This window comes from uncultured Mycobacterium sp. (assembly GCF_964249325.1).
Classification (GTDB): Bacteria; Actinomycetota; Actinomycetes; order Mycobacteriales; family Mycobacteriaceae; genus Mycobacterium.
Genome location: NZ_CAXUCH010000010.1, coordinates 15,432 through 28,593, shown reverse-complemented (window position 1 = coordinate 28,593; position 13,162 = coordinate 15,432). Strand labels below are relative to the sequence as shown.

Here is a 13,162-nt window from a genome sequence, read left to right as displayed (position 1 = left end):
GTGGCCTTCCTATGCGGTGGCGCGGACGCGCGCGGCTTCGGCCCTGCCGATGACTACCCGCATGATTTCGTTGGTTCCTTCCAGGATGCGGTGCACGCGCAGGTCGCGGACGATCTTCTCCAGACCGTACTCCCGCAGGTAACCGTAGCCGCCGTGCAGCTGCAGCGCCTTATCGGCCACGTCGAAGCAGGCGTCGGTGCCATAGCGTTTGGCCATCGCGCACAGTTCGACCTTGTCGGCAGCGTCGTCGTCCAGTGCGCTTGCCGCCCGCCACAACAGCATTCGCGAGGTCTCCAGAGCGGTGGCCATGTCAGCCAACGCGAATCGGATGGTGGGCTCGTCGATCAGGGCGGCGCCAAACGCCTGGCGGTCGCGAACATAGGTCGCCGCTTTGTCGAAGGCGGCCTGGGCACCGCCGAGCGAGCATGCGGCGATATTGAGGCGGCCACCGTTGAGACCGTTCATCGCTATGCCGAACCCGGCGCCCTCACCGTCGGCGCCGCCCAGCATCGCATCAGCGGGCACCCGTACCCCGTCGAGCAACACTTGCGCCGTCGGCTGCGCCTTCCAGCCCATCTTCTGCTCGTGCGCGCCGAAACCCAGTCCGACAGCGCCCTTTTCGACGATGAAAGCCGAGATGCCGCGTGGTCCGTCGCCGCCGGTGCGCGCCATCACCACATACACATCCGAGGCGCCGGCGCCGGAGATGAACTGCTTGACACCGTCGAGTACATAATCGCTGCCGTCCCTGACGGCGCGGGTGCTCAGCGCGCTGGCATCCGAACCGGCGCCCGGCTCGGTCAGACAGTAGCTGGCGATGACGTCCATCGAAGCCAGCCGCGGCAGCCAGGTCTTGCGCTGTTCCTTCGTGCCGAACGTGTCGATCATCCATGCGCACATGTTGTGGATCGACAAAAAAGCGGCCGTCGTGGGATCGCCGGTGGCCAACTGCTCGAAGATGCGCACGCCGTCGAGGCGGCGCAGCCCACTGCCCCCGACGTCCTCGCGGCAGTAGATCGCCGCCATGCCCAGCGCGGCGGCTTCACGCAGCACGTCGACCGGAAAGTGGTTCGTGGCGTCCCACTCCAACGCGTATGGTGCGAGCCGTTTCTCGGCGAACGCGGCCGCCGTGTCGGTGATAACCCGCTCGTCGTCGTCGAGACCGAAGAATTGCATCGCCGAGCTATTTCATCGTCGGGATGACGAACTCGGCGCCATCCTTGATGCCCGACGGCCAGCGCGAGGTCACGGTCTTGACCTTGGTGTAGAACTGAATCGACGCCGGGCCGTGCTGGTTGAGATCGCCGAAGCCCGAGCGCTTCCAGCCGCCGAAGGTGTGGTAGGCCACCGGCACCGGGATCGGCACGTTGACGCCCACCATGCCGACCTGCACCCGTGAGGTGAAATCGCGGGCGGTGTCGCCGTCGCGGGTGAAAATCGCGACGCCGTTGCCGTACTCGTGCTGAGAAGGAAGCGCTACTGCCTGTTCGTAGGTCGTGGCACGAACCATGCACAGCACCGGCCCGAAGATCTCGTCGGTGTAGATCGACATGTCCGGGGTGACGCGGTCGAACAGCGTCGGCCCGATGAAGAACCCACCCTCGAGGTTCGCATCCCCGAATGCCAGGTCGTCGCTGGTGCGCTCGCGGCCGTCGACCACGATCTCAGCGCCGGCGGCCACGCCCTGGCCGATGTAGTCGCGCACCCGCTTGAGCGCAGCTTCGGTGACCAGCGGACCGTAGTCGGCCTTGGGGTCGAGGCTGTGGCCCACTCGGAGGTTGTTGATGCGCTCAACAAGCCTGCCGCGCAACCTTTCCGCGGTCTGGTCGCCGACCGGCACCGCGACGCTGACCGCCATGCAGCGTTCGCCGGCGCTACCGTATCCCGCTCCTATCAGTGCGTCCACGGCCTGATCGAGGTCAGCGTCGGGCATCACGATCATGTGGTTCTTGGCGCCGCCGAAGCATTGCGACCGCTTGCCGTGGGCAGCAGCCGTGGCGTAGATGTACTGCGCGATATCCGAACTGCCGACGAACCCGACTGCCTGGATGTCGGGATGGGCCAAGATGGCGTCGACGGCTTCTTTGTCGCCGTGCACCACCTGGAATACCCCGGAGGGCAGGCCGGCTTCGATGAACAGCTCGGCCAGCCGCACGGGCACCGAGGGGTCACGCTCAGATGGCTTGAGAATGAAAGCATTTCCGCATGCCAGCGCCGGCCCGGCCTTCCACAGCGGGATCATCGCGGGGAAGTTGAACGGGGTGATTCCGGCGACCACACCGAGCGGTTGACGGATCGAGTAGACGTCGATGCCCGGCCCGGCGCCTTCGGTGTATTCGCCCTTGAGCAGATGCGGGATGCCGATGCAGAACTCGACGACCTCGATGCCGCGCTGGATGTCACCACGAGAGTCGGCCAGCGTCTTACCGTGCTCGAGCGAGAGCATCTCGGCCAGTTCGTCGGTGTGCTGGTTGACCAGCTCGATGAACCGCATCATGACCCGCGCCCGGCGCTGCGGGTTCCACGCCCCCCAGCCCTTCTGCGCCTCGACGGCAGACGCGACCGCGGTGTCGACATCTGCCTTGGCGCCCATCGGAACTGTCGCCTGGACCTGGCCGGTGTTGGGATTGAACACCTCGGCGGTGCGCTGTGACTGCCCACTAGTGCGTTGGCCGTCGATGAAGTGCGGAACCTGTGCGGTCATTGATGTCCTCGCCGGAAGAAAGCTAAAAGTTTTACTAGGATATCCTAGTAAACATGCCGGCCAGCTGGCAAGTCGCGTCGGCTGTAACCCGGCCCGCTATGGACTGGTGATGACCAGTCGTTGGAAAGCAGGCGGCACGTGACGGCACCATGCGACCCGGTCAACCCGCGACCTTTGCGGGTGGTGCCCGCCGGGGGCTACCTCGACTGGGAGGCGGTTTACCAGGACAACGCGACCTGGGTGTACCGGACGATCTTCGCCCGCGTCGGCAACCGGGCCGACGCCGAGGACCTCACCGCCGAGGTTTTCCTGGCCGCGCTGCGTCCGCTGCGGTTGACCGCCAGCGTCGGCGAGGTGCGCGCATATTTGCGGGCCACTGCGCGCACTGTGCTTGCCGCCCACTGGCGCGAGACGTTGGGACGCGAAGTCACCTCGATCGACGACATCGAGCAACCACCCGATAGTGAGGAAGCGATCAGCACCGCCCCCCAGCGCGTCGCCAAGGTTCTCCAGACGCTGCCCGAGCAATACCGGCGGATTCTGGAATTGCGGTTCTTGCAGGGCCGGTCGGTCAAGGAGTCGGCCGCCGAGCTCGGGATCAGCGTCAGCAACGCCAAAGTGCTCCAACATCGCGCACTACGGCTGGCGGCACAGGTGAGCGAGAAGGACGGATCATGAACGCGCGGAGGTTGCGCAGGTACGTCGACGACCTGCTGCGGGGACGCCGCCCAAAGCCGTTCCAGCCGGACGACTTTGAGGCGGCGCAGATCCGGACGGCGATCGACTTGACGGCAGCTCGATTGGGCGCCGACGCACCGCGGCAGGAGTTTCTCACCGATCTGCATGAGCGTTTGGCGGCGCAACTGGACGACGCGCCGGCGCCGACCAAGTCCGGAGCTACTCGCCGACAGGTTGTGCTCGGAACATCGGCAGCTGCGGCGGTGTCGGCGGCCGCCGGGGTGTCGGTCGACCGATTCGCCATTGGCCGACGCACTGCCGACACTTACGCCGGCGGCTCTGACCGGCAGCTCACACCTAGTAACGGGCGATGGCTGCGGGTGGCGGCCAGCTCTGAGGTGCCCGACGGGGTCATGCATCCGTTCGACCTCGGCACGGTGATCGGATTCGTCCGCCGGGTCGATGGCAAACCCGAAGCGGTGTCGGGGGTATGCACGCATCAGGGCTGCCGGCTGTGGTTCGACGCGCCGGACGCCCGGTTGCGCTGCCCGTGTCATTCCACATCGTTTGCGCCCACCGGTCAGGTGCTCACCCACCAACTGCCAATGGCTCCAAAACCGCTGCCGGCGTTGATGGTTCGCGAAATCGACAGGTTCATCGAAGTTTTCGCCCCACTGCGGCCCGGCGAGCCCGCCTGAGCCGAGTAACCCACCTCCGTATTTGTTGGCGAGAATCCCGCAGCCCGTGGCTGTTCTGCGACCATGGAGGTGGACCGTCGTGTTTTCACGAGCGCACATCGTGCTCTTAGCCGGTGTGCTGATGCTGGCCGGATGCTCGGCGTCGCAACGCGAGAATCATCCGTCAGTGACATTCGCGTCGGGGGCTAGCGCCGCCCCCGGGATGCCGGGCATGAGTGCGATGCCTTCGACGCCGACTGCGCCGGGCACAGCGGCGTCAACCGCACCGGCGGCGCCGGCGAGCGGCGACGCGGTCAGCATCGACAACTTCGCGTTCGTGCCCGCGAAGCTGAGCGTCGCCGCGGGCAGCACCGTCACCTGGACCAATCGCGACGAGGAGCCACACACCGTGGCGGCAAGCGACGGCTCGTTTCACTCGCCCGGTATGGGTGCCCAAGCCAGCTACTCCCATACGTTTTCCGCCCCGGGCACTGTCGACTACATCTGCTCGATCCACCCGTTTATGCGCGGGACCGTGGTGGTGACGCCATGACCGGCGACCCGCAGCCGATGAGCCGGCGTCAACTCATCCGGCACACCGCGTGGTTCGGCGCGGCGGTTGGCCTGGCTGTTGTCGGCGGCGAGGTCATCGCCCATGTCGCCGGCGCAGCAGACGCCCAGCATGCGGAGGCCCGGCCTACGGTGCGATTCGCGCAAGTCAGCGACAGTCACATCGGATTCACCGGTACGGCCAATCCGAATGTCGCCGACTCGTTCAGCCACGCGATCGAGCGCATCAACACTCTCGGTTACACACCGGATTTCGTCATCCACACCGGCGACCTCACCCATCTGTCCACACCCGAGCAGTTCGACCAGGTCAAGCAGATGATGACCGGGCTACAGACACCGCACGTCTTCACGGTGCCGGGCGAACACGACTCGGTCGACGACGCGGGCCAGAAGTATCGAAGCGCGTTTGGCGCCGGAACCCGCGGTGACGGGTGGTACAGCTTCGACATCGCCGGCGTGCACGTGATTGCTTTGGTTAACACCTTGAATCTCAAGAAACTTGGTCATCTCGGCGTCGAGCAATTGCAGTTCGTCAAACAGGATGTCGCGGGGTTGTCTAGCGACACACCGGTCATCGTGTTCAGCCACATCCCGCTGTTCGCGATGTACCCCGACTGGGGTTGGGCCACCGACGACGCCGCCCAGGCGCTCAGCTATCTGCGGCGGTTTTCATCGGTTACCTGTCTCAACGGGCATGTGCACCAAGTCTTCTCCAAGGCCGAAGGCAAAGTCACCTTCTACAGCGGAACGACCACCGCCTATCCGCTGCCGCATCCTGGCGACGGGCCTGCCCCCAAACCGGTCACTCTGCCGGCCGGCAAGCTGGGCGACGCATTAGGCATCCGCGAGGTCAGCTACACCACGGGAGAGCCCGCTCTGGCGCTGAAAGAATGGCGGCTGCAATGAGTTTGACTGGCATCGCGATGCGGGGTGCTCTCGCAACGTCACTGGCCGTATCCGGCTACATCCACGCGTTGCTCTACATCCATGGCTATCGCCACATCCCCGCCATCGGCACCGCGTTCCTGAACCAAGCCAGCGTCTCTTTGGCAGTGGCGCTGCTGATCCTGGTGGGCGGCCCGGCATGGCTGCGCGGGGCGGCGGCCGTCGTGGCCGGCGGCGCTCTCGTGGCGTTCATCTTGTCGCGCACCATCGGGATCTTCGGCTTCTCCGAACGCGGTTGGGAGCCGTCACCGCACGCGGCGATCAGCGCGGCGGCCGAACTGCTGACCGTCGCGTTGGCGGCGGTGTATCTAGTGCGAGCCCGACGCGCCACACAGGATTAGTAGCGCGGCGGTGAACTTCTCGTCGACCTCCAGCGTGTAAGCACCAGGAGGTCGAGATGCCGATACCGCATGCCCCGTCGACTCACGCACTTCGGGTCCTCGTCATCGGCGCAGGTGTGGGCGGCATCTCCGCTGCTCGCGGGTTGTTGCGCGACGGTCATGACGTCATCGTGTTCGAACAGCGGCCCGAGGTGACTCCGGGTGGCGGCGCGGTCACCATCTGGTCCAACGGCGCGACAGTTCTGCGGCAGCTCGATGTCGAAATGGACGGGGCCGGTCAGCTGATCTCCACCGTACGGGTCCGGACACCCACCGGGCGGCGGATCACCAATGTGGACGTGACCGCGATCGTGGACCGACTCGGCGAACCGGTTCGGATGGTGCCACGTCGCGTCTTGCTTGAGCGGTTGCTGGACGGCTTTCCGGTCGAGCGCATCCGATGCAACTCGCGTGCGATCGAGGTGGTCAACACGGCTAGCGGAGTACGGATCGAGTTCGCCGACGGCAGCTCGGCCGAAGGCGATGTGCTAGTCGGCGCGGACGGCCTGCACTCGATGGTGCGAAAGCTCGTTGGCGCACCACCGGCGAAGCCGACCGGCTGGTGCAGCTGGCAGGGACTGGCCACCCTCCCGGACGCCGCCGACAACCACGACGCCCTGATGATCATCGGCCGGCACGGAAACCTCGGCCTGTGGCCGGCTGGAGGTTTCAGTGTGCAGTGGTGGTTCGACCTGCCGTGGTCGCCGGACTTCGTCAGACCGGGAAGGCCGATCGAGATGATCCGGTCCCACTTCGCCGGGTGGTCCGAAACAGTGGATCACGTACTCAGCACATTGACCGACGAGGATTTGGCGCGTTCGCCCTTCCCGCATTTCCGGCATCCCATACCGCGGGCGGGGCAGGGAGCGATTACGTTGCTCGGCGACGCCGCACACACGATGCCACCGACCCTTGCGCAGGGAACCAACCAGGCGCTGCTCGACACGATGGTGCTATGCAAGGCGCTTGCGGATACCCGGCACGACATCGCGGGGGCGCTGCGTCGGTATGAGAATGCCCGGCGACACAAGGTCATGGCCGTGTCGTGGTTGACCACCCAGCAGGTGTCGCGCCCCGAGCCTGTGCTGAAACCGGCGGCGATCATTCCGGACCGGTTCACCACCTGGGCACTAGCAACGTTTTTGCGCTGGACAAGTCATCGCCAAATTTCGGCTGAGGTCAGCCGAGACCTCGCGGCCGCGACACCTATCCCGGCTGTACGGCTGTGATGAACCAGTCTCGGGTGCCGCCCGCGATCCTGGCCCGCGTCGTGGAGCGGATTCGCCACTACCTGTCCCGGCTTCATCAACGGCTGACACCGGCGCACGCGGCGATGATGGAGATGATCATTGCCAGCTGGACCTCGCAGGCAATCACCGTGGCCGCCGAACTCGGTGTCGCCGATGCCCTTGCCGGCGGGCCGCTGAGCATCGACGAGCTGGCGGCGAAGGTGGACGCGGACGCCGACGCGCTGCACCGGCTGCTGCGGGCGTTGATCAGCCGGGGCGTCTTCTGTTATCGCGATGACGGTCGGTACGAGCTGAATCGGCTTGGCGACACGCTGCGTTCGGATGCGCCGGTGTCGATGGCGTGCGCGGCGCGGTTCTACGGGTCGCGGGAGCAGCGCGAGCGCTGGACCCTGCTGCAGGATGCGATCCGAACCGGCACCAGCGTTGTCCCGGCGTTACGCGGTAAGGGCAGTTTCGACTATTTCGCCGAACAGCCCGAGCTTGCCGACCTCTTCAACCAGACGATGACGAGTATTTCGGAGCTGACGACCGGGGCAGTGGTCGCGGGCTACGACTTCAGCGCTCACCGCACGATCGTCGACGTCGGCGGGGGACAGGGCCAACTGTTGACCGCCATCTTGGCGGCGGCGCCGAGTTCACGCGGCGTCCTCTACGACCTGCCACGGGTGGTCGCCAGCGCCCCGAAGATGTTGCGCGAGCACGGTGTCGCCGACCGCGTATCCATCGCAGAGGGATCGTTTTTCGACAGCGTGCCCGACGGCGGTGACGCCTACATCCTCAAAAACATCATCCACGACTGGCCTGACCACAAGGCGGTGCAGATCCTGCGCAATGTGCGCGCGGTAGCCCGCCCCGGCACCACGGTGTTACTGATCGAATTAGTCATTCCCGAGCACGACCGTGACTTTCCCGGGAAATGGGCGGATCTGGAGATGCTGCTGAATCTCGGCTCACGCGAACGCACAGCGGCGGAATACCAGAAGTTGATGAGCCAAGCGGGATTTCGCGTGACACGGGTGGTGCAGACTGCGTCACCGCTCAGCGTGGTGGAGGCGCGGGCCGAGTAACGGTCAGTGTCAGCAGCGCCAGAGGAAGCAGTACGGCGACGACGAGCGCCATTGTTTCGCCGACCGCAGCAGCGGTGCTGTGGTGCTGATGGTGAGTGGGGTGAAATAGCAGGTGCGGGACCGCGAACACGACATTAGGCCGCCAGCACGGTGCGAACCAGTAGCCGATCCATGGTGATCGCGGCCACCAGCAACACGAGCGCTGGCGCGAGATTCATTGCGCCGTAGTCGCGCATCAGATGTTCGGCGTACGGCGGCGTGAGGTCACCCACGGAACGTGGTCGTCGAAGGCCCGCGGTGTCAGCGTGGCGGTGATGCCTACCGCGAACTCCACGAAAGTGAGCGCCCACATACCGGCCCGGAGTGGCAGATTGGTGAGCGGTTGCTTGGCTGTGGAATTCACGAGCTCTCCTTCCGCGGACGGCGACGCAGGTAGTCCTGAATGGCGTCGTGGTAGGGCAGGTTTCCGGCGGCGAGCTGTTCGGCCAGGTACTGCTCGAAAGTGATCTTGCCGTGGGCGTGTTCCGGTGCGAGATGGCCGCCGGCGCGGTACGCGCGGAAGACTCGACCCGGCAGTCGCACCGGCAGGATGGGCCGCCGCTTGCCGACCATCCCGAGATAGCTTCGCGCGAGATCGGTTACCGTGCGGACCTCCGGACCGCCGAAATCCTGTGCCCTGCCGACGGGTTCGCCGAGGGCGAGCTGGGCCAGGCGCTCGCCGACCTCGCGGACATCGACTGGCTGGAAACTCCAACCGGCGGGCAGCGCCATAACCGGTGGTTTGGCCAACATGCGCAGCAGTACCGCGATCAAGTCGTGAAACTGCGTCGCCCGCAATACGGTCCACGGCAGACCGGATGTCGCTATCAACTGTTCATCGGCCACTTTTCGGCGGTAGAAGCCGAACGGGACACGGTCGATGCCGACGATCGAGGTGTACAGCAAATGCGGGGAGTCCGCCCGTTTCGCCGCCGCGACCAGGTGATCTACGTGTTCGGCGCACTGCACGATCGTGTCGGCGTCAGACACGGCGGCATCGAGACCGGCGCCGGTACGCAAATCACCGTGGACATGCTCGACGTCGCTGTGGCGGTGACGACGCCGGCCTCGGCTGAGGATGCGCACATCCGCCCCGGATGCGAGCAGCTGATCAACCACGACCCGGCCCAAGGTGCCGGTGCCGCCGGCGACAAGTACGCGGTTCGTCATACCCTTATGGACCGGGCAGCCCTGCGGTATGTGACAGCTGCTTGGCGACGAACCGCAATTTGTCCGGGTTCGCGACGACCCGCAGCGCGGCGATCTGGTCACCATCAGTCTGGAAAAACAGCACCCCGGCCAGCGTCTCGTCGATGAACCCGAGCACCGCCGGCTCACCGTTGACCTCAACGCCGAATTGCATGTCCACGGTAGGCACCGTTCGGCTGAACGCACCCGCGAGATACGGCTCCACCCGGTCGCGGCCCAGCACCGGTCGCCGGGCAGCGGCCACCTGCCCGCCACCGTCGGCGGTGGATGTGACGTCGGCGGTCAACATCGTGACCAGCCCGGCCACGTCGCCGCTGCGGCTGGCGGTCAGGAACCGCTCGACCAGGTCACGCCAGCTCGCGGGATCGGGCCGGAACCGAGCCGCCGGTTCATCGAGCCGTTGGCGGGCCCGGTGATGCAGCTGGCGCGCGTTGGCGTCGGAGGTTGCCAGGATGTCCGCGATGTCGTGGTGGCTGTAACCGAATGCCTCCCGCAGCACGAATGCGGCGCGTTCAGCCGGGCTGAGCCGCTCCATCAAAGTGAGCAGCGCGACGGACACCGACTCACGCTGCTCAGCGGTTTCCAGCGGTCCGAGGGTCCCGTCGCCCGTTATCACGGGTTCCGGCAGCCACGGACCCACGTAGGTTTCCCGGCGGGCGCGAGCCGACGTCAGCCGGTTGTGGCACAGATTCGTGACGACTTTGGTCAGCCATGCCCGCAGCGATTCGATCGCCGCCCGGTCGGCGGCGTGTAGCCGAAGATAGGCGTCTTGTACCGTGTCTTCGGCCTCGGCGGCCGACCCCAGCAGGCGGTATGCCAGCCCAAAGAGGTGCGGCCGCTGAGCTTCGAACTCGTCCGCCACAGCGGTCACCGTGCCAGACTGCCACGGCCGGCCGCGTGATCCGCAGGTTGCAGCGCCCGAACCGAATCAATGTGTGTGCGGCGGCGCGAAGCGAGGCCCAGGCCACCGACCAGCTCAACCCTGAAACATCACTGGCCCGACTGTGCGGCGCCTATGTCCGATTCGTCTTCGTCTGGGAGGGGAAACTGCGGGGTTTTTGAGCCGCCGTCGGGCTCTACACTGGGAGAGAAATGGGCGACTATCAGACCGTGGTGGTCGGCACTGACGGCTCCGACTCGTCGCTGCGTGCGGTGGACCACGCAGCCGTGGTCGCCGCGGAGAATAATGCGAAGTTGATCATCGCGATGGCGCATTTGCCTCATGCGGACAAGGGAGGCTGGGCAAGACCAGCCCGGCCGGATCGTGTGTTTGACCCCCGCGCCGAGTACACCCTCGGAGGCGAGGGGGGTTATAAGGTGCACGGGGCGGCCCCGATCTATGCGATCTTGCGGGAGGCGCGGAACCGGGCGAAGACCGCGGGCGCCCAGGACATCGAAGAACGGGCGCTTGTCGGCGCGCCGGCGCCTGCACTAGTGAAGCTGGCCAAGGAGGTCAACGCGGACCTCCTGGTGGTCGGCGACGTCGGACTCAACGTCACCGGCGGGCAGCTGCTGGGATCGGTCCCGGCCAACGTCTGCCGCAGGGCCAACACCGACGTGCTGATCGTCCACACAGCCGACTGAGGCATCGTCAACAACCGCTGCGAGGCACGCACAGCCATGATGCCCACCAGACGGCGCATCCGCGCCCAACAACGATCAGAACGGATCACCGCGAACGCAACCGAAACCGCGGCGACCGCCTGGCCCGCGCGGCCTCCATTCGGTGACCCGGACGATCCGCCGCCCTTCTAAGTGGCCCGCAAGCCAGCGACATACGCCTGGGTCTCTTCCCAGGTGGGCAATAGGCCAGCTGCGCCGACTTCGTCAAGCGACGGCGCGGCGGCGTCGCGATCCGACAGCACCAGCTCCACGTCGGGCATCGGCCACTCGATCGCCAGCGCAGGATCGGTGGCGCAGATCGTGTGCTCGCGCTGCGGATTGTATTCCGCTGAGCACAAATACATGACCGTCGAGTTGTCCTGCAGCGCAACGAAACCGTGAGCGAGGCCTTCGGATATGTACACCGATCTGCGGTCTCGGTCGTCGAGCAGCACTGAGGCCCAGCGGCCTATCTTCGGAGAACCGATACGGATGTCGACGGCGACGTCGAACACCGACCCGTGCAGGCATGTCACGTATTTCGCCTGGCTCGGCGGTACCTCGGCGAAATGCAGCCCTCGCAGCACGCCGGCCGACGACACCGAGCAATTGGCCTGCCGCACGTCAAGACGGTGACCGGCGAACGCAGTGAACTCATGATCGGTGAGCCACTCGAAGAACACGCCGCGCGAATCGCCATGCAACTGTGGGGTGATTTCCCAAGCGCCGGGGACGTCAAGTTCACGTACCTTCATTGACCGCGCTCTTCATATCGGGCCTCGACGGCGTCTTTGAGCGGACCCCACCACGATTGGTTCGCGCGGTACCAGTCGATAGTGGCACGCAAGCCTTCCTCGAAGTTCGTATGCTTTGGCGCCCAACATAACTCGTCGTAGAGAGGCGATGGGTCGATGGCATACCGTAGGTCATGGCCCACGCGGTCGACAACCTGGTCGAAGTCGTCGGGATCGCGACCCATCATCTGCAAGAGCATTCGCAACACCGACAAGTTGTCTCGCTCGCCCTCGGCGCCGATGAGATACGTGCGGCCGATCTGGCCCCGTTGCAGAATTCGGCGGACGGCGTCGTTGTGGTCGTCGACATGGATCCAGTCGCGGACATTGGCGCCGCTGCCGTACAGCTTGGGCCGGCGCCCGGTGAGCACATTGGTGATCTGGCGGGGGATGAATTTCTCAACGTGCTGATACGGCCCATAGTTGTTGGAACAGTTGGAGATCGTCGCCTGGACCCCATACGAACGCACCCAGGCGCGCACGAGCATGTCCGCCGCAGCCTTGGTCGCGGAGTACGGACTCGACGGGTTGTACGGCGTGGATTCGGTGAACCGTCGCGAATCATCGAGCGCGAGATCGCCGTAGACCTCGTCGGTGGAGACGTGGTGAAGCCGCACGCCGTGGCGCCGCACCGCCTCCAGGATGATGAACGTTCCCACGACGTTGGTGCGCAAAAACGGCTCCGGGTCGGCCAGCGCGTTGTCGACATGGGTTTCGGCGGCGAAGTGCACGACCGCGTCGGACTCGGCGACCAGCCGAGAAACCAACTCGGCGTCGGTGATGTCACCCTGCACTAAACGGATCTCGCCTTCGACGGGGGACAGCGACTCGCGGCTGCCCGCGTAGGTCAGCGCGTCAAGAACCGTCACCGCATCCTCCGGACGGTGGCGCACCGTGCTGTGCACGAAGTTCGCGCCGATGAAACCGGCGCCTCCGGTGACCAGCAACCGCATGGTCAAACCCTAACCAGGCGATCAGCCCTTTGCGGTCAGCCCCAGTGGTCCGGCCAGTTCGGCGAGCGCCGAAACCAACTTGTCACCCCGGGTGAGGACCTGGATGGCGACATGGTCGGCACCGGCGTCGAGGTGTTCCTTGAGCCGCGCGGCGATGGCGTCGGCCGGGCCGTAAGCGACCAGGGCGTCGACCAGGCGATCACTGCCCGGGCGGGTGATCTCCTCGTCGCCGAAGCCCAGCCGCTTCCAGTTGTTGCGGTAATTGGCCAGGTTGAAGTAGATGTCGAGAGC

General features: G+C 65.6%; 15 protein-coding genes and 1 pseudogene (1 of these 16 running past the window's edge). 8 read left to right on the top strand and 8 right to left on the bottom strand.

Translation table 11 applies throughout. The features are described 5' to 3' along the window. Nucleotides 1–9: 9 nt before the first annotated feature. Nucleotides 10–1,176: an acyl-CoA dehydrogenase family protein gene (locus tag ACFE99_RS02835; protein ID WP_375482222.1), complete on the bottom strand. Its 1,167-nt coding sequence runs from the start codon at nt 1,174–1,176 to the stop codon at nt 10–12. A gap of 7 nt (nt 1,177–1,183) precedes the next feature. Beyond that, the gene (locus tag ACFE99_RS02830; RefSeq protein WP_375482220.1) at nt 1,184–2,704 is read right to left on the bottom strand and encodes a CoA-acylating methylmalonate-semialdehyde dehydrogenase; all 1,521 of its coding nucleotides are present in this window, start codon (nt 2,702–2,704) and stop codon (nt 1,184–1,186) included. A gap of 138 nt (nt 2,705–2,842) precedes the next feature. On the opposite strand from ACFE99_RS02830, the gene ACFE99_RS02825 reads away from it, so the two are divergent. The 7 genes from ACFE99_RS02825 (at nt 2,843) to ACFE99_RS02795 (ending at nt 8,274) form a co-directional block, all read left to right on the top strand. Continuing rightward, on the top strand, nt 2,843–3,382 hold the full coding sequence (locus tag ACFE99_RS02825) for an RNA polymerase sigma factor (RefSeq protein WP_375482218.1): 540 nt from the start codon (nt 2,843–2,845) through the stop codon (nt 3,380–3,382). After that, complete coding sequence (locus tag ACFE99_RS02820; RefSeq protein ID WP_375482216.1) at nt 3,379–4,080, top strand: Rieske (2Fe-2S) protein; 702 nt, start codon at nt 3,379–3,381, stop codon at nt 4,078–4,080. Before ACFE99_RS02825 ends, ACFE99_RS02820 begins: the two co-directional genes overlap by 4 nt. Nucleotides 4,081–4,201: 121 nt before the next feature. Then, on the top strand, nt 4,202–4,612 hold the full coding sequence (locus ACFE99_RS02815; RefSeq protein WP_375482255.1) for a cupredoxin family copper-binding protein: 411 nt from the start codon (nt 4,202–4,204) through the stop codon (nt 4,610–4,612). After that, nucleotides 4,609–5,538: a metallophosphoesterase family protein gene (locus tag ACFE99_RS02810; RefSeq protein ID WP_375482214.1), complete on the top strand. Its 930-nt coding sequence runs from the start codon at nt 4,609–4,611 to the stop codon at nt 5,536–5,538. The genes ACFE99_RS02815 and ACFE99_RS02810 overlap by 4 nt, the downstream gene beginning before the upstream one ends. After that, entirely contained in the window at nt 5,535–5,918 is a 384-nt protein-coding gene (locus tag ACFE99_RS02805; RefSeq protein ID WP_375482212.1) for a hypothetical protein, read from the top strand. Before ACFE99_RS02810 ends, ACFE99_RS02805 begins: the two co-directional genes overlap by 4 nt. Nucleotides 5,919–5,974: 56 nt before the next feature. Further along, nucleotides 5,975–7,186, top strand: a complete 1,212-nt coding sequence (locus tag ACFE99_RS02800) for an FAD-dependent oxidoreductase (RefSeq protein ID WP_375482210.1) — start codon at nt 5,975–5,977, stop codon at nt 7,184–7,186. Next, entirely contained in the window at nt 7,186–8,274 is a 1,089-nt protein-coding gene (locus tag ACFE99_RS02795) for a methyltransferase (RefSeq protein ID WP_375482208.1), read from the top strand. Before ACFE99_RS02800 ends, ACFE99_RS02795 begins: the two co-directional genes overlap by 1 nt. A 235-nt stretch (nt 8,275–8,509) precedes the next feature. Here ACFE99_RS02795 and ACFE99_RS02790 read toward each other — a convergent pair whose 3' ends face one another. Genes ACFE99_RS02790 through ACFE99_RS02780 form a run of 3 tightly spaced genes read right to left on the bottom strand, consistent with a single transcriptional unit; the run spans nt 8,510 to nt 10,393 of the window. Then, a complete protein-coding gene (locus tag ACFE99_RS02790) occupies nt 8,510–8,677 on the bottom strand; it encodes a hypothetical protein (protein WP_375482206.1) in 168 nt (55 codons plus the stop codon). Further along, the gene (locus tag ACFE99_RS02785; protein WP_375482204.1) at nt 8,674–9,483 is read right to left on the bottom strand and encodes an SDR family oxidoreductase; all 810 of its coding nucleotides are present in this window, start codon (nt 9,481–9,483) and stop codon (nt 8,674–8,676) included. Before ACFE99_RS02785 ends, ACFE99_RS02790 begins: the two co-directional genes overlap by 4 nt. 4 nt (nt 9,484–9,487) lie before the next feature. Then, a complete protein-coding gene (locus ACFE99_RS02780) occupies nt 9,488–10,393 on the bottom strand; it encodes an RNA polymerase sigma-70 factor (RefSeq protein WP_375482202.1) in 906 nt (301 codons plus the stop codon). A gap of 221 nt (nt 10,394–10,614) precedes the next feature. Here ACFE99_RS02780 and ACFE99_RS02775 point away from each other — a divergent pair, with 221 nt between their 5' ends. Next, nucleotides 10,615–11,106, top strand: coding sequence for a universal stress protein (locus tag ACFE99_RS02775; RefSeq protein WP_375482200.1), 492 nt, complete (start codon nt 10,615–10,617; stop codon nt 11,104–11,106). A gap of 167 nt (nt 11,107–11,273) precedes the next feature. Here ACFE99_RS02775 and rfbC read toward each other — a convergent pair whose 3' ends face one another. The 3 genes and pseudogenes from rfbC to ACFE99_RS02760 form a co-directional block, all read right to left on the bottom strand. Continuing rightward, entirely contained in the window at nt 11,274–11,879 is a 606-nt protein-coding gene (rfbC, locus tag ACFE99_RS02770; RefSeq protein ID WP_375482198.1) for a dTDP-4-dehydrorhamnose 3,5-epimerase, read from the bottom strand. Continuing rightward, the gene (rfbB, locus tag ACFE99_RS02765; RefSeq protein ID WP_375482196.1) at nt 11,876–12,871 is read right to left on the bottom strand and encodes a dTDP-glucose 4,6-dehydratase; all 996 of its coding nucleotides are present in this window, start codon (nt 12,869–12,871) and stop codon (nt 11,876–11,878) included. The genes rfbC and rfbB overlap by 4 nt, the downstream gene beginning before the upstream one ends. A gap of 21 nt (nt 12,872–12,892) precedes the next feature. Beyond that, nucleotides 12,893–13,162 (bottom strand): annotated as a pseudogene (locus ACFE99_RS02760) (LLM class F420-dependent oxidoreductase) (it continues 596 nt past the right edge of the window).

Excerpts from the sequence above, each read along its gene's own strand:
- ACFE99_RS02835 (WP_375482222.1), bottom strand. The coding sequence starts at position 1,176 with ATGCAATTCTTCGGTCTCGACGACGACGAGCGGGTTATCACCGACACG.
- ACFE99_RS02830 (WP_375482220.1), bottom strand. The coding sequence starts at position 2,704 with ATGACCGCACAGGTTCCGCACTTCATCGACGGCCAACGCACTAGTGGG.
- ACFE99_RS02820 (WP_375482216.1), top strand. The coding sequence starts at position 3,379 with ATGAACGCGCGGAGGTTGCGCAGGTACGTCGACGACCTGCTGCGGGGA.
- ACFE99_RS02815 (WP_375482255.1), top strand. The coding sequence starts at position 4,202 with ATGCTGGCCGGATGCTCGGCGTCGCAACGCGAGAATCATCCGTCAGTG.
- ACFE99_RS02810 (WP_375482214.1), top strand. The coding sequence starts at position 4,609 with ATGACCGGCGACCCGCAGCCGATGAGCCGGCGTCAACTCATCCGGCAC.
- ACFE99_RS02805 (WP_375482212.1), top strand. The coding sequence starts at position 5,535 with ATGAGTTTGACTGGCATCGCGATGCGGGGTGCTCTCGCAACGTCACTG.
- ACFE99_RS02800 (WP_375482210.1), top strand. The coding sequence starts at position 5,975 with ATGCCGATACCGCATGCCCCGTCGACTCACGCACTTCGGGTCCTCGTC.
- ACFE99_RS02795 (WP_375482208.1), top strand. The coding sequence starts at position 7,186 with ATGAACCAGTCTCGGGTGCCGCCCGCGATCCTGGCCCGCGTCGTGGAG.
- ACFE99_RS02785 (WP_375482204.1), bottom strand. The coding sequence starts at position 9,483 with ATGACGAACCGCGTACTTGTCGCCGGCGGCACCGGCACCTTGGGCCGG.
- ACFE99_RS02775 (WP_375482200.1), top strand. The coding sequence starts at position 10,615 with ATGGGCGACTATCAGACCGTGGTGGTCGGCACTGACGGCTCCGACTCG.
- rfbC (WP_375482198.1), bottom strand. The coding sequence starts at position 11,879 with ATGAAGGTACGTGAACTTGACGTCCCCGGCGCTTGGGAAATCACCCCA.
- rfbB (WP_375482196.1), bottom strand. The coding sequence starts at position 12,871 with ATGCGGTTGCTGGTCACCGGAGGCGCCGGTTTCATCGGCGCGAACTTC.